The organism is Arthrobacter sp. Soil761, from assembly GCF_001428325.1.
Taxonomy (GTDB): domain Bacteria; phylum Actinomycetota; class Actinomycetes; order Actinomycetales; family Micrococcaceae; genus Arthrobacter.
Genome location: NZ_LMSF01000004.1, coordinates 1 through 25,673 on the forward strand (window position 1 = coordinate 1; position 25,673 = coordinate 25,673).

Annotated in this window: 31 protein-coding genes and 1 pseudogene; 17 read left to right on the plus strand and 15 right to left on the minus strand. The window is 67.0% G+C overall.

Translation table 11 applies throughout. The features are described from left to right. The 10 genes and pseudogenes from ASG79_RS23440 to ASG79_RS04645 form a co-directional block, all read left to right on the plus strand. Positions 1–135: pseudogene (locus ASG79_RS23440) on the plus strand (CoA ester lyase); the annotation flags it as partial. Between the two features lie 27 nt (positions 136–162). Then, complete coding sequence (locus ASG79_RS04610; protein ID WP_082581677.1) at positions 163–1,140, plus strand: DUF2797 domain-containing protein; 978 nt, start codon at positions 163–165, stop codon at positions 1,138–1,140. Positions 1,141–1,175: 35 nt separating this feature from the next. Next, positions 1,176–1,400 carry a DUF3188 domain-containing protein gene (locus ASG79_RS04615; RefSeq protein WP_018769084.1) on the plus strand — a complete coding sequence of 75 codons (225 nt, stop codon included), beginning with the start codon at positions 1,176–1,178 and terminating at the stop codon, positions 1,398–1,400. Positions 1,401–1,466: 66 nt separating this feature from the next. Further along, positions 1,467–1,928: an FAS1-like dehydratase domain-containing protein gene (locus tag ASG79_RS04620; protein ID WP_056388879.1), complete on the plus strand. Its 462-nt coding sequence runs from the start codon at positions 1,467–1,469 to the stop codon at positions 1,926–1,928. A gap of 2 nt (positions 1,929–1,930) precedes the next feature. Then, positions 1,931–2,368, plus strand: coding sequence for a MaoC family dehydratase (locus tag ASG79_RS04625; protein WP_018769086.1), 438 nt, complete (start codon positions 1,931–1,933; stop codon positions 2,366–2,368). Positions 2,369–2,398: 30 nt separating this feature from the next. After that, complete coding sequence (locus ASG79_RS04630; protein ID WP_056388882.1) at positions 2,399–3,673, plus strand: MFS transporter; 1,275 nt, start codon at positions 2,399–2,401, stop codon at positions 3,671–3,673. A gap of 22 nt (positions 3,674–3,695) precedes the next feature. Next, the gene (locus tag ASG79_RS04635) at positions 3,696–4,763 is read left to right on the plus strand and encodes a UDP-N-acetylmuramate dehydrogenase (protein WP_056388883.1); all 1,068 of its coding nucleotides are present in this window, start codon (positions 3,696–3,698) and stop codon (positions 4,761–4,763) included. Positions 4,764–4,835: 72 nt separating this feature from the next. Next, positions 4,836–5,939: a winged helix DNA-binding domain-containing protein gene (locus tag ASG79_RS04640; RefSeq protein WP_056388885.1), complete on the plus strand. Its 1,104-nt coding sequence runs from the start codon at positions 4,836–4,838 to the stop codon at positions 5,937–5,939. Between the two features lie 130 nt (positions 5,940–6,069). Further along, on the plus strand, positions 6,070–6,432 hold the full coding sequence (locus tag ASG79_RS23005) for a type IV toxin-antitoxin system AbiEi family antitoxin domain-containing protein (RefSeq protein WP_082581678.1): 363 nt from the start codon (positions 6,070–6,072) through the stop codon (positions 6,430–6,432). Continuing rightward, a complete protein-coding gene (locus ASG79_RS04645) occupies positions 6,402–6,971 on the plus strand; it encodes a hypothetical protein (RefSeq protein WP_082581679.1) in 570 nt (189 codons plus the stop codon). The genes ASG79_RS23005 and ASG79_RS04645 overlap by 31 nt, the downstream gene beginning before the upstream one ends. Before the next feature lie 59 nt (positions 6,972–7,030). Here the strand turns inward: ASG79_RS04645 and asd are convergent, their stop codons facing one another. Continuing rightward, positions 7,031–8,161 carry an aspartate-semialdehyde dehydrogenase gene (gene asd, locus ASG79_RS04650; protein ID WP_056388890.1) on the minus strand — a complete coding sequence of 377 codons (1,131 nt, stop codon included), beginning with the start codon at positions 8,159–8,161 and terminating at the stop codon, positions 7,031–7,033. A 250-nt stretch (positions 8,162–8,411) separates the two neighbouring features. Between asd and ASG79_RS04655 the strand changes: the two genes are divergently transcribed. Then, positions 8,412–9,335 carry a phosphotransferase family protein gene (locus tag ASG79_RS04655; protein WP_056388892.1) on the plus strand — a complete coding sequence of 308 codons (924 nt, stop codon included), beginning with the start codon at positions 8,412–8,414 and terminating at the stop codon, positions 9,333–9,335. A gap of 266 nt (positions 9,336–9,601) precedes the next feature. On the opposite strand, the gene ASG79_RS04660 is transcribed toward ASG79_RS04655, so the two are convergent. From ASG79_RS04660 to ASG79_RS04705, 10 genes are all read right to left on the minus strand, one after another. After that, entirely contained in the window at positions 9,602–9,886 is a 285-nt protein-coding gene (locus ASG79_RS04660) for a winged helix-turn-helix transcriptional regulator (protein WP_056388893.1), read from the minus strand. After that, a complete protein-coding gene (locus ASG79_RS04665) occupies positions 9,883–10,287 on the minus strand; it encodes a VOC family protein (protein ID WP_056388894.1) in 405 nt (134 codons plus the stop codon). Before ASG79_RS04665 ends, ASG79_RS04660 begins: the two co-directional genes overlap by 4 nt. A gap of 40 nt (positions 10,288–10,327) precedes the next feature. Further along, on the minus strand, positions 10,328–10,654 hold the full coding sequence (locus ASG79_RS04670; RefSeq protein WP_156400170.1) for a hypothetical protein: 327 nt from the start codon (positions 10,652–10,654) through the stop codon (positions 10,328–10,330). Positions 10,655–10,745: 91 nt separating this feature from the next. Then, positions 10,746–10,964, minus strand: coding sequence for an NF038396 family protein (locus tag ASG79_RS04675; protein WP_018769096.1), 219 nt, complete (start codon positions 10,962–10,964; stop codon positions 10,746–10,748). A gap of 4 nt (positions 10,965–10,968) precedes the next feature. After that, positions 10,969–11,553: a dihydrofolate reductase gene (locus ASG79_RS04680; protein ID WP_018769097.1), complete on the minus strand. Its 585-nt coding sequence runs from the start codon at positions 11,551–11,553 to the stop codon at positions 10,969–10,971. Next, positions 11,550–12,353 (minus strand): thymidylate synthase, encoded by an 804-nt coding sequence (locus tag ASG79_RS04685; RefSeq protein WP_018769098.1) that lies wholly within the window; start codon positions 12,351–12,353, stop codon positions 11,550–11,552. Before ASG79_RS04685 ends, ASG79_RS04680 begins: the two co-directional genes overlap by 4 nt. A 20-nt stretch (positions 12,354–12,373) precedes the next feature. Next, complete coding sequence (locus tag ASG79_RS04690) at positions 12,374–13,342, minus strand: NUDIX hydrolase (protein WP_056388897.1); 969 nt, start codon at positions 13,340–13,342, stop codon at positions 12,374–12,376. A gap of 9 nt (positions 13,343–13,351) precedes the next feature. Continuing rightward, positions 13,352–15,601 carry an RNA degradosome polyphosphate kinase gene (locus ASG79_RS04695; protein ID WP_018769100.1) on the minus strand — a complete coding sequence of 750 codons (2,250 nt, stop codon included), beginning with the start codon at positions 15,599–15,601 and terminating at the stop codon, positions 13,352–13,354. A 131-nt stretch (positions 15,602–15,732) separates the two neighbouring features. Beyond that, positions 15,733–16,701: a mycothiol synthase gene (mshD, locus tag ASG79_RS04700; protein WP_018769101.1), complete on the minus strand. Its 969-nt coding sequence runs from the start codon at positions 16,699–16,701 to the stop codon at positions 15,733–15,735. Between the two features lie 34 nt (positions 16,702–16,735). Next, positions 16,736–17,434, minus strand: a complete 699-nt coding sequence (locus ASG79_RS04705) for a winged-helix domain-containing protein (RefSeq protein ID WP_018769102.1) — start codon at positions 17,432–17,434, stop codon at positions 16,736–16,738. Between the two features lie 339 nt (positions 17,435–17,773). On the opposite strand from ASG79_RS04705, the gene ASG79_RS04710 reads away from it, so the two are divergent. From ASG79_RS04710 to ASG79_RS04735, 6 genes are all read left to right on the plus strand, one after another. After that, positions 17,774–18,541, plus strand: coding sequence for a hypothetical protein (locus tag ASG79_RS04710; RefSeq protein ID WP_043424912.1), 768 nt, complete (start codon positions 17,774–17,776; stop codon positions 18,539–18,541). A 173-nt stretch (positions 18,542–18,714) separates the two neighbouring features. Continuing rightward, a complete protein-coding gene (locus ASG79_RS04715) occupies positions 18,715–19,323 on the plus strand; it encodes an FABP family protein (RefSeq protein ID WP_018769104.1) in 609 nt (202 codons plus the stop codon). A 16-nt stretch (positions 19,324–19,339) separates the two neighbouring features. Further along, positions 19,340–20,074 carry a flavodoxin family protein gene (locus tag ASG79_RS04720; protein ID WP_056388901.1) on the plus strand — a complete coding sequence of 245 codons (735 nt, stop codon included), beginning with the start codon at positions 19,340–19,342 and terminating at the stop codon, positions 20,072–20,074. Positions 20,075–20,096: 22 nt separating this feature from the next. Continuing rightward, positions 20,097–21,179: a YgfZ/GcvT domain-containing protein gene (locus tag ASG79_RS04725; protein WP_056388904.1), complete on the plus strand. Its 1,083-nt coding sequence runs from the start codon at positions 20,097–20,099 to the stop codon at positions 21,177–21,179. Then, positions 21,179–21,610 (plus strand): ankyrin repeat domain-containing protein, encoded by a 432-nt coding sequence (locus ASG79_RS04730; protein ID WP_018769107.1) that lies wholly within the window; start codon positions 21,179–21,181, stop codon positions 21,608–21,610. Before ASG79_RS04725 ends, ASG79_RS04730 begins: the two co-directional genes overlap by 1 nt. 51 nt (positions 21,611–21,661) lie before the next feature. Continuing rightward, positions 21,662–23,185: a DHA2 family efflux MFS transporter permease subunit gene (locus ASG79_RS04735; RefSeq protein ID WP_018769108.1), complete on the plus strand. Its 1,524-nt coding sequence runs from the start codon at positions 21,662–21,664 to the stop codon at positions 23,183–23,185. Here ASG79_RS04735 and ASG79_RS04740 read toward each other — a convergent pair. The 4 genes from ASG79_RS04740 to ASG79_RS04755 all read right to left on the minus strand — a co-directional run bounded on the left by ASG79_RS04740 (position 23,147) and on the right by ASG79_RS04755 (position 25,673). Beyond that, positions 23,147–23,863: a GNAT family N-acetyltransferase gene (locus ASG79_RS04740; protein WP_056388907.1), complete on the minus strand. Its 717-nt coding sequence runs from the start codon at positions 23,861–23,863 to the stop codon at positions 23,147–23,149. The two genes, ASG79_RS04735 and ASG79_RS04740, sit on opposite strands and share 39 nt — an antisense overlap. 27 nt (positions 23,864–23,890) lie before the next feature. After that, on the minus strand, positions 23,891–24,916 hold the full coding sequence (locus ASG79_RS04745; protein WP_018769110.1) for an ATP-dependent 6-phosphofructokinase: 1,026 nt from the start codon (positions 24,914–24,916) through the stop codon (positions 23,891–23,893). A gap of 238 nt (positions 24,917–25,154) precedes the next feature. Further along, a complete protein-coding gene (locus ASG79_RS04750) occupies positions 25,155–25,412 on the minus strand; it encodes a PspC domain-containing protein (RefSeq protein ID WP_018769111.1) in 258 nt (85 codons plus the stop codon). A 3-nt stretch (positions 25,413–25,415) separates the two neighbouring features. Beyond that, a complete protein-coding gene (locus tag ASG79_RS04755; protein WP_018769112.1) occupies positions 25,416–25,673 on the minus strand; it encodes a hypothetical protein in 258 nt (85 codons plus the stop codon).

The following is a 25,673-nucleotide window of genomic DNA, read 5'->3' on the forward strand; positions in this document are numbered from 1 at the left end:
TGGGCCACCGACTTCATGAACGACTTCGAAGCCAACGGCCGCGTCATCCGTGACGGCTCCGACCTGCCCCGCCTTGGCCGCGCCGAGAAGATCATGAAGCTCGCCGTAGCCTTCGGGGTGCAGCCCGCGCTGTAAGACCCACCCGCCACTTCAGGAGACCCCGTGACCGATACCCGCTATCTGGTCCATGGGGTCTTTTGGGATGCGCTGCCGGGTTCCAAGGCGCCGGAGGGTTCCAGGGCCGCGGAGGGCTCCAGAGCCGCGGACGACGGCGGCGGCGCGGTTTTGCGCCTCCAGTCACCGGAGGGGGACTTCCGTCAGCTCAGCCTCAGCCCCGGCCGGCGCCTCGGCTTCGAGGTGGTGGAACCGGGCAGGTCCTGCCTGGGCCACATCCGGGTCCAGTCGGCAACCTCGCGGAGCCACGTCCTCTGCGCCTCCGCTGCCCCGGCCCTGCGGGGAAAGCAGTGCGAGCGGTGCTTTGTGCTGGACGAGTCCCGGCTCATGCACGACTTCCACCGGGGCGGCAGGGTCACTCCGGGCCTCCGTGACTACCTGATGCAGGAACACTGGCTGTACATTGCCACGTTCGCGGGCGGTGCCACCAAGGTGGGAACGGCCTCCGGCCCGCGGAAGTGGAACAGGCTCGCGGAGCAGGGGGCCGCTGCGGCCGCTTATGTTGCCCGGGCTCGGGGCGGCCGGGTGGTGCGGATCCTGGAGGACCTGGTGACAGCCGAGGTGGGCCTGACGCAGCAGGTGCGGTCCGCAGCCAAAGCGGACGCCCTCCTGCAACCGCTCCCGGAACGGGACCTGCAGTCCGCCAACGCCCGCGCGGCCGGCGAGGTGCGCACACTGCTGGCACGCACCGCCGTCGACGGTTTTGTAACTGTGGAGGAGCAGTGGGCGACGCCGGCGCACGCTGAAGCCCTCTACGGGCCCGCCCAACGCCATGCCTACCCGCACGCGCTGGACCAGGGGCAGCACGGCTTCACGGTCACTGCCCTGAGCGGGGCAAATGCTCTGGTCCGGCTGGACGGAACGGACGCCGCGTTCGTGGTCAACCTCTCCCAACTGGCCGCCCGGACCATCATCCTGGGCGGCTACGCCTCGGAGGTCCCGGCGGTGCAGGAATCCCTGTTCTAGCGGGATCCGGCAGGCCCGGCGGGTAGACTTGCACGGTGCTGAACGAATTCTGGGCCACCGCGCCAACCCGTTACAAAGTCCTGGTCTTCAGCGCGATGGGACTGATCGCCGTCGGCATCATCCTGAACATCATCGGCAACACCGGCGGCAACCAAACGCTGGCCTGGGCCTCCCTGCCGCTGATCGGACTGGGCCTTGTCCTGCACGTCGTGGGCATCGTGGTCCGCGGCCAGGCCATCCGGAAGAACCTGCGCCGGTAGCGCCCGCCGTAACGGTTGCGGCGGGCCTTTTCTGCCCGCCAACACGCGGGCGATAGGCTGGAATCCATGACTATCAATCCGGATCTGCAGGGCCGAAGCTACCCTGCCGCAGAGGTGTACGACGTTGGCCGCGAGAAAATCCGCGAGTTCGCCCGCGCCGTGAAGGCCACCCACCCCGCGCATTTCGACGTCGACGCCGCCGAGGCGCTGGGCCACACGGACCTGGTGGCGCCGCCCACCTTCGCGATCATCATCGCCCAGCGGGCCGACGCCCAGCTCATCGAGGATCCGGAATCCGGCATCGACTTCTCCCGCGTGGTCCACGCGGACCAGCGCTTCACCCACCACCGGCCCATCATTGCCGGGGACCGCCTCGTCGCGGAACTGCATGTCGACGGCGTCCGGGCCATGGGCGGCGGTGCCATGATCACCACCCGCTCGGAGATCTTCGCCCTCGGTTCCGGCGATTCACGGGAACCGGTCACCACCACCACGTCATCCATCCTGGTCCGCGGAGAGGGACAGTAACCATGAGCCCCAGCTTCAATGAACTCAGCGCCGGCCAGGAAATCGGGAGCCGCACCATCGAGGTCACCCGCACGGACCTGGTCAAGTACGCCGGTGCCTCCGGCGACTTCAACCCCATCCACTGGAACGAGGCCTTCGCCACCAGCGTGGAGCTGCCGGGCGTCATCGCACACGGCATGTTCACCATGGGCTCAGCCGTCCAGCTGGTGACCGACTGGGCAGGCGACCCCGCCGCCGTCGTCGATTTCCAGACCCGCTTCACCAAGCCGGTCCTGGTCGCGGACACCACCGGAACGGACCAGCCCGGCGCCACCATCGAAGTCAGCGGCACCATCGGAAAGCTCGACGCCGACGCACGCACCGCCCGCGTTGACCTCACCGTTGTCTCCGCAGGGCAGAAGGTCCTGATGAAGGCCCAGGCCCTCGTCAAGCTGTCCTGATGCGCGCTTGGTGATGATGGGCAGCACCCGTTGACCTCCGCTCCCAAAACCGAGGCTACCGCCGCCCAGGTCACCCACTGGCGCAACGCCGTCGTGGTGGCCTACGGCGCCAGCGGCCTGGCGTTCGCCTCCTGGGTGTCCCGGCTGCCCGCCATCCGGGACGCGCTGGACCTGAGCCCGGGCAACATCGGCGTGATCCTGCTGTGCATGACGCTGGGCTCGTTCGCCTCTGTCTCGGCGTCCGGGCTGATCGTCCTGCGGTTGGGGTCCAAACGGACCATCCGCACCGGCAGCATCATGGTGGGGGCCGGGCTGCTGACCGCCGGTTTTGGCACAACCGTGCTGGCAAGCCCGGTGGCAACGGCCATAGGCCTGGCCATCATCGGCCTGGGGACGGGGAGCTGGAACACCGCGTCCAATGTGGAAGGCGCAGCCGTGGAACGTGCAGTGGACCGGCACATCATGCCCCGGCTCCACGGTGCCTTCAGCCTTGGCACGGTGGTGGGTGCGGGTCTTGGTGCCGCTGCGGCGGCAGTGTCCCTGCCAGTGTTCTGGCACCTTGCGGCGGCGGGGGCCGTGGTGGCCGTGTCGGTGGCGACGGCGGCGTCCTGGTTCCGCGCCGACGTCACCCCGGTGGCGGGGGAGCGCACCTACTCCCCGGACAACTTCGAAGACCCCATCACGGGCCCCGTCCCCCTGATCCGCGCCGGGAGCACGGCGGAGGCGCCGCTGGACAACAAGCGCAAGATCGCGCAGGCGTGGCGGGACCGCCGGACACTGCTGCTGGGCGTCCTGGTGCTCGGCCTCGCCCTTGCCGAAGGCGCCGCGGGGGACTGGGTGGCCCTGGCCCTGGCGGACGGCCACGACCAGAGCGATGCCGCCGGCGCCGCCGGATACGGCCTGTTTGTCACGTTCATGACCATCGGCCGGTTCGCCGGGACGCCGCTGCTGGACCGGTTTGGGCGGGTACCCGTCATGCGCTGGTGCGCTGCGATGGCTGTCCTTGGCCTGGCCGTCTTCGTGTTCGCTCCGGCGCCGTGGCTCGCCTATGTTGGCCTCGCCGCGTGGGGCCTGGGTGCGTCCCTGGGCTTCCCGGTGGGCATGTCCGCAGCAGCCGACGATCCCGCGAAGGCAGCGGCCCGGGTATCGGTGGTGTCCACCATCGGCTACGGGGCGTTCCTGTGCGGGCCGCCGCTGCTGGGCCTGCTGGCCGAACACGTGGGCATCCTGCACTCGCTCCTTGCCGTGGTGGTGATGCTGGCCGTGAGCTTCGTGCTGTCCCCGGTGGCCCGGAAGCCCGCCTAGGTTTCCCTAGTATTGTTGATGGGTGACTCCCACCCTGCTTTCCTCCCTGACCACGTCCGCCGTCGGCGGCCCCGCCGGCAAGTTCATTGAGGCCCGGAGCGAGGCAGAGATCATCGACGCCGTCCGGTCCGCGGACGCGGCCGGCGAGCAGGTTCTGATCATCAGCGGCGGGTCCAACCTCCTGGTGTCCGACGACGGGTTCCCCGGGATCGTTGTCAGGATCGCCTCGGAGGGGTTCACGGTCAACGCCGAGGACTCGTGCGGTGGCGTGGCAGTGGTGGTCCAGGCCGGCCATAACTGGGACAAGCTCGTGGAGCACGCCGTCCGCCACGCGTGGTCCGGGATTGAGACATTGTCCGGGATCCCCGGCTCAACGGGTGCCACGCCGGTCCAGAACGTGGGGGCGTACGGCTCTGAGGTCTCGCAGACCATTGCCGCCGTGCGCACCTGGGACCGGGAACGCAACGCCGTGCAGACCTTCACCAACTCCGAACTGAAGTTCGGCTACCGGGATTCCATCCTCAAGCAGACCACCGTCAACGGCTCGCCCCGGTACGTGGTGCTCACTGTGGAATTCCAGCTGCCGCTGGGACGGATGAGCGCGCCCATACGCTACGCCGAACTGGCCCGTTCCCTCGGGGTGGAGGTGGGCAAGCGCGCCTACGCCAACGACGTCCGCCGTGAAGTGCTCCGGCTGCGTGCCTCCAAGGGCATGGTGTGGGACGCCGCCGACCGTGATACGTATTCCACGGGTTCCTTCTTCACCAACCCCATCGTCCCGGCCGCTGTCGCGGACACGCTGCCCGAAGCAGCGCCGCGGTATCCGGCAGGCCAGGACGGCCTGGTGAAACTTTCTGCCGCGTGGTTGATCGACCAGTCTGGGTTCGGCAAGGGCTTTGGCCTGGAACCGGATGGCGTGGCCGGTGGCCGCGCCTCACTGTCCACCAAGCACACCCTGGCCATCACCAACCGCGGCTCAGCCAGCGCCGCCGACATGGTGGCTGTGGCACGGGAGGTGCGGGCCGGCGTCGAACGCCGCTTTGGCATCCAGCTGCACCCGGAGCCGCTGCTCATCGGACTGGAACTGTAGGCATCCCGGAACTGTAGGCGCGCTGGAACTGTAGGCATCCCGCCACCGCGGTCCCCGGCCTAGGATGGGCGCATGGCTGCATCTGGTTCCGTGCGCGACCACAGGATGATCGGCAGGCTCCGGCTGGTGTCGCAGCGTCTCACCGGGGACGGTGCCGCCTCAGTACCGGAACTGGTCCGGTGGATGACCGCCATGCAGGCGCAGGACCTGCCGGCGGCGCTGTGGGCAGTGGGGGTCCGGGTACCCGGTGCGGGGATCGCCGACGTCCGCACTGCCATCGATTCCGGGAGTGTGGTCCGGTCGTGGCCCATGCGTGGAACGCTGCACCTGGTTGCCCCCGAGGACCTGCGCTGGATGCTGGACCTCACCGCCGAGCGGCTTACCCGGAGCATTGCGGCCAGGCACCGGCAGCTGGAGATTGCCTGGGCTGATGTTGAGAAGGCGCGCGACCTGGCGCTGGACCGCATCCTGGCCGATGGTCCCGTCAGCCGTTCCGGCCTGTTCGAGGTTTTCGATGCCGGTGGCCAGCCAACGCAGGGCCAGCGCGGCATCCATCTCCTGGGTACGCTGTGCCGGCACGGCTGGCTGGTGCCGGGGCCGCTTTCGGGTAACCAGCAGCTGATCGCGGCTTTCGACGAGTGGATTCCGGCGTCACGCTTTCCCGGGCGCGAGGAGGCCATCGGTGAGTTCATGGTTCGGTACTTCCGGAGCCATGGCCCGGCCACCGTGCGCGACTTTGCCTGGTGGACCCAGCTGCCGCTGACCGAGGTGCGCGCCGCGTTCCAGCACGTGCAGGGCCAACTGGTGGAGCTGGACATCGATGGCACCAGCTACTGGCTCTCACCGGAGGTGGCATCCCTCCTGGATTCCGGTGTTCCCGGAGGCCGCTCCCTTCACCTGCTGCCCGGGTTCGATGAGTTCGTCCTCGGCTACACGGACCGGACTCCCGTCCTGGCGCCGGAGCATTCGGACCTGATAGTTCCCGGCGGCAACGGAGTCTTCAAGAAGACGGTGGTTGCGGCGGGAAAGGTGGTGGGCACCTGGGCGCTCCAGGGCACGGGCAGCAGTGCCGCCGTCGTGCCCGAACTCTTTGACGAGACCCGGCAGCTGGGGCCGGCAGCCCAGGCAGCCCTCACAAGGGCCGCCCGGCGGTATCTAACGTTCCTTGCCACGTGAGCGGTGCTGCCCCGCATAACCGGTGCTGGGCAGCAACGGTATTGCGGGCAAGGGCCGCTCAGGCTACCGACAATCCACATGGCGGTGGGGGCGGCTGTCACCATGCCTGCACGCCAGCGACGCTTGAGCGATGAAAGCCGAGACAGTACGTGCCCTGGTTCACGATCGCTGGCCTGAAGGAGCCGTTGCCTCCACCGCACAGCTGGCCGCTGCCGGGCTGGATGACCGGGTGGTGACAGCAGCAGTGAAGAGCGGTGCCCTGCTCCGCGTGCGGCGGGGAGCATATGTCCTTGCCGCACACTGGAACACCATAAAACCGTGGGACCGGGACCAGCTCCGAATCATGGCGCACTTTGAGTCGACCTCGGGACGGGCCCGGTACAGCCATGCGAGCGCGGCACGGCTGCACGGCTGCCATGTGTGGAACGCCGGATCCCGCTCACAGAAGAAGAACTGGCTTCATTGTGGACGCCCGACGGACGCGAAATCCTGACCACTTCCATCGAAAGGACCGTGCTGGACTGCGCCCGGACCCTGCCCCTCGACAAGGCTGCCGTCATCGGCGACCACGCCCTCCGCAAGGGCGCATCATTGGCCACCATGCGGCGGCTGCTGGAGGAAAGCCATGTCACGCGCGGGGGCAGGCGCGCTTCGGACCTGCTGCAGGTTCTGGATGCGAGATCGGAATCGGCCGGGGAGACCAGGACCAGGCTGCTGCTCTGCTCGTTCGGTCTGGCCACATTCAAGCCACAGGTGGAGATCACGACGACTGCGGGCCTCTTCCGGGCAGACTTCGCCGATGCTGAAACCCGGGTGATCGTCGAATTTGACGGCGCCGTCAAATACACGGACCACAAACCGACACAGGAAGTGCTGCTCGCGGAGCGTTGGCGGGAAAATGCGCTTGTGGAGGCCGGGTGGCGGGTCTTCAGGCTGCACTGGAATCACTTGGACCGGCCCGGGGAGCTCCGTGCCCGGCTGACGGCGTTCCTCGGACAGCCCGGAACACACAAACGGCCCCTGCCCGCATGAACGGCGCTGGGGAGCACCGTTCATGCGGGCAGGGGCCGCTCGTGGGCAGCTGTACGCCTTTACAGGTTGCCGGTGGCGATGTTGAGCATGCGGCGCAGCGGCTCGGCGGCGCCCCAAAGGAGCTGGTCGCCCACGGTGAAGGCGCTGATGTACTGCGGGCCCATCTCCATCTTGCGGATGCGGCCCACCGGGATGTCCAGGGTGCCGGAGGCGGCCACGGGGGTCAGGTCCGCCATGGAGGCTTCCTTGGTGTTCGGAATGACCTTGGCCCACTGGTTGTCCTCGTCCAGGAGCTTTTCGATTTCGGCGACGGACAGGTCGTCACGGAGCTTGAGCGTCAAAGCCTGGGAGTGGGAGCGCATGGCGCCGATGCGGACGCAGAGCCCGTCCATGATCACGTGGTTATCCTCGGAGGTGCCCAGGATCTTGTTGGTTTCCACCCCGGCCTTCCACTCTTCCTTGGACTGCCCGTTGCCCAGATCGGCGTCGATCCAGGGGATCAGGGACCCGGCCAGGGGAACGCCGAACTGGGTCGCGTCGATGTCCGTGCGCTGGTGGGCCAGGACCTTGCGGTCAATGTCCAGGATGGCCGACGCCGGGTCGTCCAGTTCCGTGCTGACCTCGGCGTTGAGCGTGCCGAACTGGCTGAGCAGCTCACGCATGTGCCGGGCACCGCCGCCGGACGCCGCCTGGTAGGTCATGGAGGTGCCCCACTCCACCAGGCCGTTCTTGAACAGGCCGCCGAGGCCCATCAGCATGCAGGAAACGGTGCAGTTGCCGCCGATGAAGTCCTTGGTGCCGTTGACCAGGCCCTTGTCGATGACGTCGCGGTTGATGGGGTCCAGCACGATGATGGAGTCGTCGCTCATGCGCAGGGTGGAAGCGGCGTCGATCCAGAGGCCGTCCCAGCCGCGGCTGCGCAGTTCGCCGTGGACCTGCTTGGTGTAATCGCCGCCCTGTGCGGTGACGATAATGGGCAGCTTTGCCAGCGTGTCGACGTCGAACGCGTCCTCGAGCTTGCCGGCGCCTTCAGCGAAGGAAGGCGCGGCACCTCCCGCGTTGGAGGTGGAGAAGAACACCGGGTTGATGTTGGCGAAGTCGCCCTCGTCCTGCATGCGCTGCATCAGGACGGAACCGACCATGCCGCGCCATCCGACCAGGCCGACGGAAGGGGTAGCTGCTGTAGTCATTGGTCCAGTTTAGACTTCGGAACCGGCAGGTCGCAGTCGGTTACGTCACGCCGCCGGCAGCCCGGAAAGGTACGACGGCGGCCTGCGTGAGGGGCCCGTTGTCCCGGCTACGCCTTGCGGGTCATTTGCTGACGTGTCCTGCTCCAGGTTCGGGTGCCTGCCGCTCCTTGCGCAGCTCGTTGGCCTGGTCCCGGCAAGCGGCCGGGAAAGTTCGGTGTATCAAGGAACTGCCAGCTCCTAGAATCAGTGGGTGAACCTTTCGCATCTCGGCGCGCCGATCGGGCCGATGATTCGCGTCCACGGCGGGTTCGCCAACCGGGTGTACCGACTCGACACTGACCAGGGGTCGTTCGCGGTGAAGGAGTTGAACCTCGTCGACCGCCGCTGGACCTATCGCGTCGAGGATGTGTTCAGGTTTGAGCGGGCTGCGTTCGCTGCCGGCATTCCGATGCCAGAGCCGATCTCGGCCAGCCACCATACACTCGTTCACCGATGGGTCGAAGGCGAGAAGCTGCCCGAAGCGCCGGTGTCGGCGGAGTACGCGTTTGAGATCGGTGAGATCCTCGCGCGCGTCCATCCACTCGACATCCCGTGGACGCAGGTGCCGGTCGAGGGCCCGGCGCCACGGGACTGGCCCGAACTCGCAGTGCGGGCGGCGGCGACCGGACAACCGTGGGCCGACGAGCTCGCTTCTCACGTCGAGACGTTCCTCGAGATTGCCCGCTTCGTCGACACCTGCGAACGGCCAGGCCCCGTCGTACTGACCCACAGGGACATCCAACCATGGAACCTGCTCACTAGAGAGCGTCGGCCGGTGGTGCTCGACTGGGAGCTCTCCGGCATGCTCGACCTGTCCGGTGAGCTCGGCTCGACCGCGCTGAGCATCGCGAAGGGGTGTGGTTTCGACGACATCAAGCCCAGCATTTTCCGCTCGGTTCTCGACGGCTATGTCGCGGGGGACGGAACCCTGCCGCCTTCAGGTCCAAGCTGGTTTGTATTCATGATCGGCGGCTGGCTGGGGCACACAAGGTGGAACATCCTCCGGTGCCTCGCCGGTGTCGAGGCGGGCACCGGCCCTGACCTCGCGCTGTCGCACGAGGCTGTGCGCAACGGGGTGCGCGGCCTCCCCGACTTGTTCGCCCGACTTCCGGAGCTCGAGGCGCTGCTCGTTTGACAGCAACCTGCGTCGGTCCGTGGTACGCGGCGTAAGGCGCGCTCCGGATTCCGCTCGGTGCCACCGGCCCCTTGCGGGCAGCACCAAGTCAATGATGTGAGCGGCGCCGACGCCACTTCTTTTTTCGCGGATGAAGGTCTTCACGGCAGACAACCAGAGGCATCGCCTACTCGCCGCTGTGCCGGGACCGCTTTCAGGGCTCCCGCTGCAACTCACAACCCTGGCATAACCGAGCTTGTGGAGCGCATCGCGATTCCTCGCCACACCTAAATTACTTCCTCGCCGCCCCAGCGTGCCAGCGCGACGATCGCCTCGCGCAAGGCGAGCCCCCGGTCGGTCAGCGCATAGGCCCGGGTGTTGTGCCGGAGGGGCAGACGGGACAGTACGCGGGCGGCCTCAAGCTCGCGCAGGCGGGTCGCGAGAATGTTGGTCGGCACTCCGAGGTCGCGCTGCAGATCGCCGTAGCGCTGTGGCCCGTCGAGCAGCCGCTCTACGATGAGCAGGGCCCACCGTGCTCCGACGACGTCGAGGGCCGCGGCGAGGTCGCTCACTCGGTCGGGTCGGTGTCCGGCTTCATCCAAAACGGCGAGTAGTGGTAGCCGTCGGGGTCGTCGAACTGGCGCTGGTACATGAAGGGGTAGTCGTCGGTGTCACCGATCCGCCCGCCGGCTGCGCCGGCGCGTTCGGTGAGCTCGTCGACCGCCTCGCGGCTGCCGAGGTCGAATGAGACCGTGATCTTCGAAGGAGTGTCGGGTCCGCCGACCAGCTCCTCGGCGCCGCCGACGCTTGCGTACATCTCGCGGCTTCCGAGCATGACGTACTGCTCGGGCGCAATCTGGAAACATGACACGTTGTGATCGGACATCTCGGCGTTAAGGGTCCAGCCCAAGGCGGTGTAGAAGGCGGTTGCGCGCTCGACGCTCTCAACCGGGCAGGTGATGAAAAGGCTCATGCGGCTCATGCTTGCAAAATGCAAGTACATCGTCAAGCCTCTATGTGTGGAGATAGTGGTCCATGATCCGTCGCCGCCATTCTTCACGTAAAGGGTCTGTACGGTGGGATCCTCGCGGCGGGCGAAGAGTGACGCCGCCCTCTAGGTTGCTGCCAAGGTGCTGCTTGATAACCATGAGGTTGGCTTCGGGATCAGTGAGCCAGTCCGCGCCTTTCCACGCCGGATTGTTGTTGATCTGGCTGCCCAGCTGTGTCGATTGCTGCTGCAGCAGGTCCGCGGTTTTGCTGAAGTGCTGCGCGAGGGTGCGCAGTGGATCGACGTCGGCGCCCCACAAAGTCCCTGCCACCAGGATTCCCCCAATTTTCATCCCGCAGCAGTTCAGCGCTCTGCAGGCCCCAGCCTCAGGCAGGATCACAACGGCCGCGTTGGGTTGTCCTGCCCATGCACGGCAGTATGCACTAACCCCGGTCCGACTCCTCCAGCACGGCAGCCTTCCGGGCCCGCAGCGCGAAGAACGCGCCGAAGGCGAAGGCTTGGGTGACGACAACCAGCACGATTGCACCGGCGATCTTGTTGCCGCCCAGGATCATGGTCAGGCCGACGATCGCGGACAGGAGCGCCAGCAGGGGCAGCAGCATGTAGCCCAGGACAAACAGGGTTTCGGGTTTCTTCAGCATGTTCCTAGCCCTCGGTCCGTGACCATTTGGTGAATCGGTAACGCGTGCCGTTGGCGGCTGTCAGCCAGCCGTCCGGCGGGACGGAGGCGGACGCCACCCAACTGGGACCAAGCTCGGGAGCGAACGTGTCGCCGTCGGCCTTCATGTCGATGGTGGTGACCACGGCAACGTTGGCGAGGTCCGTGGACTGGCGGAAAACATCGCCACCGCCCAGGATCCAGACCGTTTCGCCGCCGTCGACAAACTGCGACTCAAGGAGCGCGTCATCCAGCGAGGGAACCACGACGGCGCCCTCCGCCTCAGGCGTACTGGCCCAGCTTTTCTGCCGGGTGATGACGATGTTCGTGCGGCCGGGCAGGGGGCGGTACTTGTCCGGGAAGGACAGCCAGGTCTTGCGGCCCATGATGACCGGGTGCCCGGTGGTGAGGCGGGTGAAGTGCTTCAGGTCCTCGGGCAGGTGCCAGGGCATGTCCCCGTCCTTGCCGATGACGCCGTCGGACGTCTGAGCCCAGACCAGGCCGACGCCGGTGATGGAGGCGGCGAGCTCCTCCGTGAAGGACTGGGGATCGGTGAAGTTTTCGGTGCTCATACGGCGATCGGTGCCTTGATCGTGGGGTGGTGCTTGTAGCCCACCACCTCGAAGTCCTCCAGCGTGTAGTCGAAGATCGATGCCGGCTTGCGGGTGATCTTCAACTGCGGGTATTCGTACGGCTCGCGTTCCAGCTGCTTGAGGACCTGGTCCATGTGGTTCTCGTAGATGTGCACGTCGCCGCCGGTCCAGATGAATTCGCCGGGCTCAAGCCCCACCTGCTGGGCCACCATGCAGGTGAGCAGTGCATAGGAGGCGATGTTGAACGGGACGCCCAGGAACATGTCCGCCGACCGCTGGTAGAGCTGGCAGGAGAGCTTGCCGTTGGCCACGTAGAACTGGAAGAACGCGTGGCAGGGCGGCAGCGCCATGTCGTTGAGTTCGGAGACATTCCAGGCGGACACGAGGTGCCGCCGGGAGTCCGGGTTGGACTTGAGGTTCTCGATCAGTTCGGCGATCTGGTCGATGTGCCCGCCGTCCGGTGTGGGCCAGCTGCGCCACTGCACACCATAGACCGGGCCCAGGTCGCCGTCCTGGTCCGCCCATTCGTTCCAGATGGTGACGCCCTGGTCCTGCATCCACTTGATGTTGGTTTCACCGCGCAGGAACCACAGGAGTTCAACGGCAACGGACTTGAAGTGGACCCGCTTGGTGGTGATCAGCGGGAAGCTTTTGGCCAGGTCAAAGCGCATCTGGCGGCCGAAAACGCTGGTGGTTCCGGTTCCCGTGCGGTCCGACTTATGGGTGCCGGAGGCCAGGACATCGCGCAGGAGGTCTTCATAGGGAGTAGGGATGCTCACGCCCCAAGTCTACTGGCTGCCTAGTCGTCGAAGGGTTTGAACTGCTCCACCGCCACAACCCGTTTCATTCCGCCGTTGGCCACATGGCACACCACCACCTCGCCGGGGGACAGGTAGGGCTCGCGGCCGGGCAGGAGCTTCGCCAAGGGTGCCGGCGTATGGGTGGCCACCTGCTTGAGGACGGTGGGCAGTGCCGGCCGGTGCGTGCAGACAACCACGGGCCGCTGCTTGTCGAAAAGGGATTCGATGACGGCCGCGGTCTTCTTGGGACTGCGCTGGTGCTTGTGTTCGGTCAGGCCTTCCGCCAGCTTCACTTTGGCCCCCGCCGCCCGCGCGTAGGGGGCCACGGTTGCCACGCAGCGCAGCCATGGGCTGGTGACCACCCGCATGGGCTTCCACACATCCAGGAGCCGGCCGACGGCCTGTGCCTGGCGGTTGCCTGTGGCCGCAAGCGGACGCTCGCCCTCTGCCTTGCTCCAGGATGAGCGCGGCTTGGCTTTGGCGTGCCGGAGCACCAGCAGCGGCCACGTGTCCAGGGTGCCCGCTTCGTGCGCGTCCCGCAGGTGTTCAAGGGGCGCGACGTCGGAAGGGTTGGACAGCAGGCCGGCCGCCTTTTCTGGGGCGCACCACATGACGCTGTCCACCTCCTTGCCGTCCGGAACCAAGGTGTCGCCGTTGACTTTGACCGCCCAGTAGTAGACCTTCTTGAGGCCCGACGCCACGTGGTAGTGAATAGGCGGCAGCGGTATGCCCAGGGGCGCGCGGAGGCCGATCTCCTCCCACACCTCACGGACGGCGCATTCGGGAATGGTCTCGCCGTTGTCGATCTTTCCCTTGGGCCAGGACCAGTCGTCATAGCGCGGGCGGTGGATCAGCGCGACTTCCAGGAGGTCCTTGTTGACCCGCCACGGGATGGCGCCCGCAGCGGTTACGGCTACGGGTTCCCCCGGGTGGTCAGTCTGGTCGGCTACGAGTGCATCGCTCGACAACGCGGCTGCCTATCGCCGGCTCAGGCTGCGTTGACGCGGCCGGGACGCCAACAGCCAGGACTGGACATCCTCAAGCGGCTTCCCGTCCTCGGACAGGTGGTGCCGGTTCCAGCGGCCCTCGTTGTCCAGGTGCCAGCTGGATGTTTCCGGCGCCATGTAGCGCTTCATGAGGTCCAGGACATAGGCGATGTCGTCCGCGCTGGCCAGCTGGACCAGCGCCTCCACCCTGCGGTCCAGGTTGCGGTGCATCATGTCGGCCGAACCGATGTACACCACGGGATCCCCGCCGTTGGCGAAAGCGAACACCCTGGAGTGCTCCAGGAACCGGCCCAGGATGGACCGGACAGTGATGTTGTCGCTCAGCCCGGGAACGCCGGGGCGCAGCGAGCAGATGCCGCGGACCACCACATCCACCTTGACCCCCGCCTGCGAGGCGCGGTAGAGGGAATCGATGATGGCCTCATCGACCATGGAGTTCACCTTGATCTGCACATGTCCCGGCACGCCGGCCCTGGCGTTGCGGATCTCGGTCTCGATCCGGTCGATAAGTCCCGACCGGACGGAACGGGGTGCCACCAGGAGCCGTTTGAAGGTCGATTTCGGTGCGTAGCCGGAAAGCTGGTTGAACAGCTTGGACAGGTCCTCGCCCACCTGTTCGTTCGCCGTCAGCAGGCCCAGGTCCTCGTAGTAGCGGGCGGTCCGCGGGTGGTAGTTGCCGGTGCCGATGTGGCAGTAGCGGCGGAGCCCGTCCACTTCCTGGCGGACCACCAGCGACAGCTTGCAGTGCGTCTTCAGGCCCACGATCCCGTACACCACATGCACGCCGGCCTGCTCCAGTTTGCGGGCCCAGGAGATGTTGGCCTGCTCATCGAAGCGCGCCTTGATCTCCACCAGGGCCAGGACCTGCTTGCCGGCCTCGGCGGCATCAATCAGCGCGTCAACGATGGGGGAGTCGCCGGAGGTGCGGTACAGGGTCTGCTTGATGGCCTGCACCTTGGGATCCGCCGCGGCCTGTTCCAGGAACGCCTGCACCGAAGTTGAGAACGAATCGTACGGGTGGTGCAGCAGGATGTCGCGGCGGCGCATGGCGGCAAAGACGTTCGCCGCCTTGGAGGTCTCGGACTCATTCAGGTACCGGGACGTGTGCGGCACGTGCTTGGGGTAATGCAGGTCAGCGCGGTCGATTCCGGCGATGACGGACAGGCCGCGAAGGTCCAGTGGAGCCGGCACCGAGTAGACCTCGGATTCCTCCACGCCCAGCTCGCGGATCAGCAGGGCCCTGATGTTGGGGTTGATGTCGTTGGCCACCTCCAGCCGGACGGGCGGGCCGAAGCGGCGGCGCAGGAGTTCCTTCTCCAGGGCCTGCAGGAGGTTTTCGGCGTCGTCCTCCTCCACCTCCAGGTCCTCGTTGCGGGTGACCCGGAAGGTGTGGTGTTCCAGCACCTCCATGCCCGGGAACAACTTGTCCAGGTGGACGGCGATGACTTCCTCCAGCGCAATGAACCGGGCCACCCGCCCGGGCACCGCGCCGGCGCGGGGGCCGTCGATGGAGATCAGGCGGGGCAACTGGTCCGGCACCTTCAGGCGGGCGAAGAGCTCCTTGTCGCTGACAGGGTTCCGGACCACCACGGCCAGGTTCAGTGACAGGCCCGAAATGTAAGGGAAGGGGTGGGCAGGGTCAACGGCCAGCGGGGTGAGGATGGGGAAGACTTTTTCCGCAAACATCACGCTCAGCTGCTGCTTGGCGGCGTCGTCCAGTTCGTCCCAGTGCATGAGGTGGATGTGCTCGTAGGCCAGGGCCGGGCGGATCTGGTCAGCGAACACCTGGGCGTGCCGTGCCTGGAGCCGGTGGGCTTCCTCGCTGATCCGCTCCAGCACCTCGACGGGGCTCAGGCCGGCGGGGGAGGGGACGGCGAGTCCCGTGGCGATACGGCGCTTGAGGCCAGCCACGCGGACCATGAAGAACTCGTCCAGGTTCGACGCGAAAATGGAGAGGAAGCTGACGCGTTCCAGCAGATGCAGGGTGGGGTCCTCGGCCAGTTCCAGGACCCGCGAATTGAACGCGAGCCAGCTCAGCTCGCGGTCCAGGAACCGGTCAGGCCGGATGTCGCCTTCCGGCTGCAGGTTCGGCGCGAATTCAGGGATGTCAATGCGGTCCTGGGTGGCCCTGGAGGCCGGTACCTCGGAGGAGCCGAAGCGTGCCCGTACAGGCGCCGCAACATCCTGGGACGTAGCTGTTCCGGAGGGTTCCGGGTTCATGGCTTCTCCTTTAGCTGGCGCGTTGGTGCCGGCGCTTCCGCCCCGCGCGGTTCCCTTTCAACCTTACAAGCATTCACCCACGCCACGGCCCCTGTTTCACGCGGGCGGGGGATTCTTCCGGCTGGTCCTGCCTACCCCGCCGCCGGGCCATACATGACGTCCATGTCCCAGCGCGTAAAGCCGAGCCGCCGGTAGAGGGCAACGGCCGCGGCATTGTCGGCGTCCACATAGAGCATGACCCCGTTCAGCCCGGAGTCGCGGAGGTGCCTGATGCCGGCGATGGTCAATGCCTTGCCCAGGCCCATGCCCTGGGCTTCGGGTGTCACGCCCACCACGTACACCTCGCCGATGGCTGGGTGCGAGCCGTGCCGGGGGTGGACTTTGGTCCAGTGGTAGCCCAGAAGGCGGCCGGCCCGGTCCTCCGCCAGGAAGAACCCGGCCGGATCGAACCAGTCCTCCGCCATGCGCGCCTCGAGGTCCGCCCGGGTGAGGTTCCCCTGTTCCGGATGGTGGGCGAAGGCGGCCCTGTTGGCGGCCAGCCAGGCGTCCTCATCCTTGCCCGGCACGAAGGTGCGGATGGCCACCCCGTCCGGGAGGCCGGCGTCGGGAAGCTCCGCGCCCGCCGTCGTCATCCGCATCTTCCACAACTCACGCACCGGCGCATAGCCGTACCGCGCAGCAAGGTCGGCAGCTGCCTCGTGGTTGCCGTGGGACCAGGCGTTCAGCCCGCCAAAGCCCCGGACCTCCTTGAGGGCCCCCACCAGGCGGTCCGCTACGCCCTGGTTCCGGTAGGAGGGGTGGACGGCGATCTCCAGGATGCCGTGGCCGTCCGGCTCCTCAACCACGACGGCGAAGCCCGCCAGGTCCTGTCCGGTCGCCGGATCGGAGTCCTCGTCGGGTGCATACAGGGCCAGCGTCAGCAGGGTGTGCTCCGCGGAGTCCCCGGCGCGCATGGTCACCAGGGTCTGCTCGGAGATGGAAGGGTTTCCATCCGATTCCTCAGCCGCGGCCAGGAGGTCGCGGCAGTCCTTCAGGAGTTGCTGGTCAACTCCGCCCCGGACGACATGGACGGGCCACTTCTGCGGATGCGCTGGAGTCATGAGCCAAGGCTATACGTCAATGGCGCGCCGGGGCTTAGGCCTCGGTGAGTTCGTCTTCCTGCTGCCGGACGAGGGTGAGGCGGTAGCCGACGTTCCTGACCGTGCTGATCAGGTTCTCGTGGTCCGCGCCGAGCTTTGCCCGGAGGCGCCGGACGTGGACGTCCACGGTGCGGGTGCCGCCGTAGTAGTCGTAGCCCCAGACTTCGGTGAGGAGCTGCTGCCGGGTGAACACGCGGCCTGGATGCTGGGCCAGGTATTTCAGGAGCTCGAACTCCTTGAACGTCAGGTTCAGCGGGGCGCCGTTGACGCGTGCCGTGTAGCTTGCCTCGTCGATGATGACGCCGGCGGCGCGGATCTCACTCGGAGCGTCTTCCTGCTCGGGGACTGCCCGGGCAACGGACAGCCGGATACGCGCCTCCACTTCGGCGGGTCCGGCGGAATCGAGGACGATGTCGTCAACGGCCCACGCGGAGGAAACGGCGGCCATGCCGCCTTCTGTGAGGATCAGGACCAGGGGAGCGCTCAGCCCGGTGGCTTTCAGGAGCTGCGTGAGTGAACGGGCGCCCACCAGGTCCTTGCGGGCATCCAGCAGGACGATGTCGCAGGGGTCTGTCTCAAGGAGGGCCGTGGGCTCGGCCGGGAGGATGTGGACCCTGTGGTTCAGCAATTCGAGGGCAGGCAGGATGTCCACCGAAGAACCGGTGCTGTTGGTCAGTAACAGGATGTGCGACATTGTTCCTCCAAGGGCCGTCCGCGCATCATTGGGCGACTGAACCGGATTCTCACCGGCCGGTACTGGCTTCCTGCACGAGGCTCTGGGCCGTCAGCACGCCGCCGGCCAGCTACCTCAGCAGGGAGCGTAGCTGAACCTTGAGTATACCCGGCGGCCTCCTCCAGGCCACAGATCCAGGCCGCGGACGGGAGCGTTTTGCGACATATGCCCTTCACATAAGGCAGGATTGAAGCAGGGCGGACCAGCCCTGCCATGAGGGGGCGGACCAGCCTTCCGGCCAACGCCAGGATGGGAAAACAGCGCAGTGAGTGCACCGACGAAGCACAGGCCGGGCCCTGCATGACGGCGGACCTGCAGGCACCCGTGCGTTCGCTGGGTTCCTGGACCATCGGCGTTGTCGGCATCGCCGGCCTGGCCGCCATCATCGCCGGGGTCTATGCCTCGCCTGAAGCACTCGTCGCCGTCGGTGTCGCCATCGCCGCCGCAGTGGGGATCGGGTGGCCGCATTTCCTCCGCATCCCCGCCAAGAAGACCCTTGCCGCCGTCATCGCCCTGCCGGGCGCAGGCGCTGCCGTGGCGGCCGGCGTGGCGCCGGCCCCGGGCTACCTGGACTGGACGCCGGCCTTCGTGGCGCTGGGAATGATGGCGGTGTTTGTGGTGCAGTTGGTCCGCGGTACGGGACAGGCCCAGCGGCTGGAGTCCACACTGGGCTGCTGCGCCGGTGTCCTGCTGTCCTGCCTCGGCGCCGGCTGGGTTGCCGGAGCGCGGTTCAACGGCGTCCGCGAAATGCTGCTGGTGGCGGCAATCAGTGCCGCGGTGGCCCTGCTGGCCGGCCTTATCCGCTGGCCGGACAGCATCATTGCTCCGCTGGGCATTGTCCTGGCGGGCCTGGCCGGGCCGCTCGCCGGACTGGTCCTGTCGGACATCGCCGTCCTGCCGGCCGCGGTCTTCGGCGTGGTGGTGGGCGCGGTCCTGGCAAGCTTCCGCAGACTGGCCACGCTCCGCGGCGCCCCGCTGAATTTTGCGGCCGCACTGAGCATGGGCCTGGCCCCCGTCTCAGCGGTGGGATCCCTCGCTTACTTCATAGACAAACTACTCATCTACTAACGGGTTAGGATGGCACCATGTCCGTACTTGCTTTTGAAATCTTCTTCCTTGTCCTGCTCGGCATCGCGAGCCTGTCCATGGCCTGGTTCGCCGGATTCGTGGTCTACCGCCTCTTCAAGGGCCAGAAGTAGCCACCCCTCTTCCGGAGCCGGCCGTATCTCGAGGTAGTACAAATGCCCATTGAGATTCCTACAGATCTGACCCCTGAACTCGTCCCCCTTTCGTGGCTCATTGGCGAGTGGGAGGGCCGCGGCCGGCTGGGCAGCGGCGACGAGGATTCGGAACACTTCCTGCAGCACGTCTCCTTCACCCACAACGGCCTGCCGTACCTGCAGTACCGGGCCGAGAGCTGGTTGACCGACGACGAGGGCACGCGCCTGCGGCCGCTCACCGTTGAGACCGGCTTCTGGGCGCTTGAACGCAAGCAGCTGGATGCCGACGGCGGCCCGGGCCTGGTGCCTGCCGACATCGTCCCGGTGTTGAAGAGTGCCGATGAGGTGGAGGCGCTGCGCAACAAGGACGGCGGCTTCGACATCTCGGTGTCCATCGCCCACCCAGGCGGCATCACCGAGCTGTACTACGGCCAGATCAAGGGCCCGCAGATCCAGTTGACCACCGACATGGTGATGCGTGGCAGCCACTCCAAGGAGTACAGTGCGGCCACGCGGATCTTTGGCCTGGTGGACGGCAACCTCCTGTGGCGGTGGGACGTGGCGACAGGCGGCGAAACCGGCAAGGGCCTTGAAGCCCACGCCTCCGCGTTCCTGCATAGAGTCTCCTGAACAGGAAAGAAACCTCATGGAAGACGGCACGGATCAAGCACGAAAGCCCAGCGGCTACGGCGACCTCAAGGCCGTCTTCTTCAACGGCACCCTGAAGAAGTCGCCGCAGACATCCAACACGGACGGGCTGATTGCCATCAGCCGCCGCATCATGGAAAAGCAGGGTGTCAGCACCAGGGTGATCCGTACCGTGGACCACGACATCGCCAGCGGTGTCTACCCGGACATGACCCAGTACGGGTGGGCCACGGACGAGTGGCCGGATCTCTATCCCGCTGTCCAGGAAGCTGACATCGTGGTGGTGGCGGGCCCCATCTGGCTCGGTGACAACTCGTCGCAGACCAAGAAACTTATCGAGCGCCTCTACGCCCACTCCGGCCAGCTCAATGACAGGGGCCAGTGGGCCTTCTATCCAAAGGTGGGCGGCTGCCTGATCACCGGCAACGAGGACGGCATCAAGCACTGTTCCATGAACATCCTCTACAGTCTTCAGCACATCGGCTTCAGCATCCCGCCGCAGGCCGACGCGGGTTGGATCGGGCCGGTTGGTCCGGGCCCAAGCTACCTGGATGAAGGCTCCGGCGGCCCGGAGAGCGACTTCACCAACCGCAACACCACCTTCATGACCTGGAACCTCCTGCACCTGGCAAAGATGCTGAAGGATGCGGGCGGCTACCCGGCCTACGGCAACCTGCCCAACGAATGGAACGCCGGTACCCATTTCGATTTCGAAAATCCGGAATACCGTTAGCCTCCAAGGACTTCTACTTCATATGACTACGCCCAGCCCCTTGTTGTCGCGCCCCGGCGCCGTCGAGGCCGGCGGCCCTGACGCCGGAGTCGCCGCCCACTACGGCGAGCCGCTGCGCGAGCAGCGCGCGCTCGCTGCCGGAACCGCCGTCGTCGACCTTTCCCACCGCGGCGTGGTCACCGTCACCGGCCCGGACCGGCTGAGCTGGCTTAATACCCTGTCCTCCCAGCAGGTGGCCGCGCTGAAGCCGGGGGAGTCCAGCGAGCTGCTGCTCCTCAGCGTCCAGGGCCGCATCGACTTTGACGCCCGGGTTGTCGACGACGGCGGGACCACGTGGCTGATCGTTGAGGCCGCCGAGGCAGCGCCGCTGGCGGAGTACCTCAACCGGATGAAGTTCATGCTGCGGGTGGAAATCGCCGACGTCTCGTCCGACTGGGCAGTAGTGGGCAGCACCCGGGCCGTCCCGGAGTGGTCCGGCCGCCTCGCCTGGCAGGACCCGTGGCCGCACGTATCCGCCGGCGGATACTCCTATGCCACCGTGTCGGAGGAGAACCATCCGGGGCTGGAGCGCCCCTGGTTCGAGTACCTCATCCCGGCCGCCGAACTGGAAGAGGCCGTCGCGGGGCGGTCTCTGGCCGGTGTCCTCGCCGCGGAAGCCCTGCGGGTCGCCGCCTGGCGCCCCCGAATCGGTGCCGAGACGGATGACAAGACCATCCCGCACGAGCTTGACCTGCTGCGCACTGCGGTGCACCTGGCCAAGGGCTGCTACAAAGGCCAGGAGACCATCGCCCGAGTCCACAACCTGGGCCACCCGCCCCGCCGGCTGGTGTTCCTGCAGCTGGACGGCTCGCAGCACACCCTCCCCGCCGCCGGCAGCCCGGTCATGGCAGGGGACCGGAAAGTCGGGACCGTCACCTCCGTGGCGCAGCACTACGAGATGGGTCCTGTGGCCCTGGCAGTCATAAAACGTTCCGTGGCCGCGGATGAGATACTGACCGTCCTGGACGGCGATGAGCCGTATGCGGCCGTCCAGGAAATCATTGTTGCCCCCGATGCCGGCCAGGTGGTGGGGCGCCAGACCGGATTCCTGAGGGGGCCACGCTGATGACCGAGCACACCGGGACCACGCCTGCCGGCGTTGGGACGACGGCAGCGGAAGGGCACGACGACGACGCGCTGGCTTTGGCGCAGGCGCTCTTCGAGGCTGCGCGTGAGGGGAGCGACGCCCTGCTGGGTGCCTACCTGGACGCCGGGGTTCCCGCCACCATGACCAACTCCGCCGGTGACTCCCTGCTCATGCTGGCCGCCTACCACGGCCACGCCGGCACCGTTGGGCTGCTCCTGCAACACGGCGCCGACGCCAACGCCGCCAACGACCGGGGCCAGACCCCGCTCGCAGGCGCCGTATTCAAGGGCTACACGGACGTGGCCCGGGTCCTGCTTGACGCCGGAGCGGATCCGGACGCCGGTGCGCCCTCGGCACGCGCCGCGGCGCAAATGTTTGCCCGCACGGAGATCCTGGACCTGCTGGGCTAGCTCTGCCCGGGTTCCGCCCGGCACCAACAAAAACTCCTGAAGGATGACCGAGTGGAAAACGTAGCAAAGCCCTGGCCGGCACTGTGGTCCCTGGTGATCGGGTTCTTCATGATCCTGATCGACACCACCATCGTGTCCGTGGCCAACCCCCGCATCATGGAGGGGCTGGACGCCGACATCAACTCGGTCATCTGGGTGACCAGCGCCTACCTGCTGGCCTACGCCGTCCCGCTGCTCATCACCGGCAGGCTGGGCGACAGGTTCGGGCCCAAGAAGCTCTACCTCTCCGGCCTGGTGGTCTTCACCCTCGCCTCGCTGTGGTGCGGCCTCTCAGGCGACGTCCGGATCCTGATCGCCGCCCGTGTCCTCCAGGGCCTTGGCGCCGCGATGATGACGCCCCAGACCATGGCCGTGATCACCCGGATCTTCCCGCCGGACCGCCGCGGCTCAGCCATGGCGGTCTGGGGCGCAACAGCGGGCATGGCGACGCTCGTCGGGCCCATCCTTGGCGGCGTCCTGGTGGACGGCCTGGGCTGGGAGTGGATCTTCTTCATCAACGTGCCCATCGGCGTCGTGGGCTTCATCCTGGCGCTGCGCAACGTCCCGGCCCTGAGCACCCATCCGCACCGCTTCGATATTCCCGGCGTCCTGCTGAGCGCCGTCGGGCTGTTCCTTCTGGTGTTCGGGATCCAGGAGGGCGAAACCTACAACTGGGGCACCATCACCGGGCCCATCAGCGTGTGGGGCCTGATAATCGCCGGCATCGTGGTGCTGGCTGTCTTCGTCCTGTGGCAGCGGTTCAACAAGGGCGAGCCGCTGCTGCCGCTGGCGCTGTTCCGGGACCGCAACTTCTCGCTGGCCAACATCGGGATCACCACCGTCGGCTTCACGGTGACCGCCTTCAGCCTGCCGCTGATCTTCTACTACCAGCTGGTCCGGGGCCTAACCCCCACACAGTCCGCCCTCATGATGGTGCCCATGGCACTGATCTCCGGCGGGCTTGCACCCGTGGTGGGCAAGCTGGTGGACCGCGTGAACCCGAAGTTCATCACGGCCACCGGGCTGGTGCTCATGGCGGTGGCGCTGCTGTGGAACTCGGTCCTGATGCAGCCGGATACGCCCATCCTGATGTTCCTGCTGCCCAGCGCCGTCCTGGGCTTCGCCAACGCCGGCATTTGGGCCCCGCTGAGCACCACTGCCACCAGGAACCTGCCGCCGCGCCAGGCGGGTGCCGGTTCGGGCGTGTACAACACCACCCGCCAGATCGGCGCGGTGCTGGGCAGTGCGGCCATCGCTGTGTTGATCCAGTCGCGGCTGGCCGCCGAGCTTCCCTCGGGAGGGCCGGGCGGGTCCGCCGGGGAAGGTCTGGCAATGGGTGGCTCGCTGCCCGGGTTCCTGCACGCCGGATTCTCGACCGCGATGGGCCAGTCCATTCTGCTGCCCGCCGGAGTGATCCTGGTGGGGGCGGCGGTGGCACTGTTCTTCGCCAAGCCGCAGCCGGTCCAGGGCTGGGGGACGCAGGGCCAGGACCAGGCGTCAGCGAAGGTGGACGCTGGTCTGGATTCCGCCGGCTGAGAGGCCAAGCTGCCTGGCCAGTGCCAGGCAGCCGGTGTTGCTGACGTCCGCACGCCACTGCAGCGTCAGCCCGGCGGCGAGGGCCTCGTGCGCCGCGATGGATGCGGCCAGCGAGCCCAGGCCGCGCCGCCGCCATTCCGGGTCCACCAGTACACCCATGTTGGCCAGCAGGCCCTCCCATTCGCCGTACGCACCGCAGGCCAGGGGCATGCGCCTGCCGTCCTGCTCATGCACGATGGTGTAGCGGTTTTCGAGGTCGGAGAGCCCCACTTCGTTGACGTCGTCCGGCGGGCAGCGGCCCTCCAGTTCAATGGCCTCCGGGTTCCCGTGCGAGACCGTGAGTTCCCCGGAGGGCTGCTGCAGCGGCAGGTCGTCGGCGAAGAACAGGGCGGCAGCGCCGAGCCCATGGCCGCCCCGGTCCCTGGTCAGTTTCAGCAGCGTGACGTGCTGGGCCATCTCCTCGTCCGGAATGTCCGTTGCGGCTTCGATGACGCTCTGCGGGCCCACCAGCGCGGAACTGCCAAACAACCGGACGAACTCGACGGTCCGGGCCGATTCGTCCGCCCGGACGATCCGTGCCCCGGAGACCAGGGCGTCCCCGAACGCGTCGTCGTCAAGGCCCAGCCGGCGTGCCCACGCCAGCTGGATGATGGCCGCTGAGCCGGGATCGAGTGTCATGGTCCCAGCCTAGGGCGGCCCACTGACTTAGCCGAACAGGACCGCGGCTTCGTCGTAGCGGTTTTGCGGGACGGTCTTCAGCTGGCCCAGGGCCTCTTCGAAGGCAACGTGCCGGATGTCGGTGCCCTTGAGCGCCACCATGGTGCCCCAGTAGCCTTCCACCACGGAATCGATGGCAGCCATGCCAAGCCGGGTGGCCAGGACCCGGTCGAAGGCCGACGGGACGCCGCCGCGCTGGATGTGGCCCAGGATGGTGGCGCGGGTTTCAATGCCGGTGCGTGCCTCCAGTTCGGGGGCGAGCTGGTCCGCGATGCCGCCCAGCCGGGGACGGCCGAAGGTGTCCAGGCCGCGCTCGGAGTGCGGGCTTTCCATGTGTTCGGGTACGAAGCCTTCGGCCACCACCACCAGGGGCGCGCGGCCACGATGATGGGCTTCCTTGACCCATTCGGTGATCTGCTCGATGCTGACCTTCTGCTCCGGGATCAGGATGGCGTGCGCGCCTGCGGCCATGCCGGCGTGCAGGGCGATCCAGCCCACGTGCCGGCCCATCACTTCGGCGATCATGCAGCGGTGGTGGGATTCGCCGGTGGTGCGGAGCCGGTCGATGGCTTCGGTGGCGATCTGCACGGCAGTGTCGAACCCGAAGGTGTAATCGGTGGCGTCAAGGTCGTTGTCAACGGTCTTGGGGACGCCGACGATCTTGAGTCCGGCGTCGGTCAGGCGCTTGGCGGCGGCGAGTGTTCCCTCACCACCGATGGCGATGATGGCGTCGATGCCCAGCCGGTCCATGTGGGCCTTGATGGCCTCCGGGCCGCCGCCGTTTTCGAACGGGTTGGTGCGGGAAGTGCCAAGGATGGTGCCGCCCTGCTTGGCGATGCCGCGGACCATGGTGCGGGGGATGTCGATGATGTCCCCCTCCACCACACCCCGCCATCCATCGCGGAATCCGACGAATTCCTGGCCGTGGACGGCGATGCCCTTAAGCACTGCGCCTCGGATCACGGCGTTCAGTCCGGGGCAGTCGCCACCGCTGGTGAGGATTCCAATTTTCATGTTCGGCTCAAATCCTGGAGAGAAGGTTTACAGGCAGAGCGCCACGCTGAGCTCACCTAGAAGTGTAATGGGGTGTGTGGGGTACGACACAAACCGGTTACATGGGGGTGCCCGGGCCGGGCAGTGCCGGGACAGGAAAGGCCCCTGCTGTCGGGGAGTGTCCGCGAAAGCAGGGGCCGTGGTCGTGGCCGATTTATGGTGCCGGCGCCAGTGTGTCCGGCGCCGGCGACTTGGCTGGTCAGGGCCGGTTGAGCGACCGGCGGTCCAGGAACGTCTGGAGCAGGATCTCGTTGCGCTGGTCCGGGAGGATCACCCAGGCCAGGAGGTAGAAGATCACGGCAGGTCCGGGGAGCAGGCAGAACAGCAGGAATGCGATGCGGACGTAGGCGACGTCGACGTTGAGCTTGGCCGCGATGCCGCCCAGCACTCCGCCGAGCCACCGCTGTGGGCCGCGCTGCAGGCCAAGGCCCCTGACAATGCTGAAGAACTTATCCATGGTTCAAGACTTCCCTGTAGTTGATGCGTTGTCACGTTTGCGGGCTGAGAGCAGGCCGCCGGCCACCAGGGCCACACCTGCGCCGATCATGAGGCCGATCAGGACGTAGGTGCCATTGAGTGTCACGATGCCCAACTGCGCCACGATGATGAGTGCGGCCAGCGCCAGGACGATCAGTCCCCACACCACCGTCCCCACCCTCGCCGGTGCCGGTCCGGCGGGGTCCTGGCCCGCCGTCGTCGGAATGTTGCTGCTGTCCAT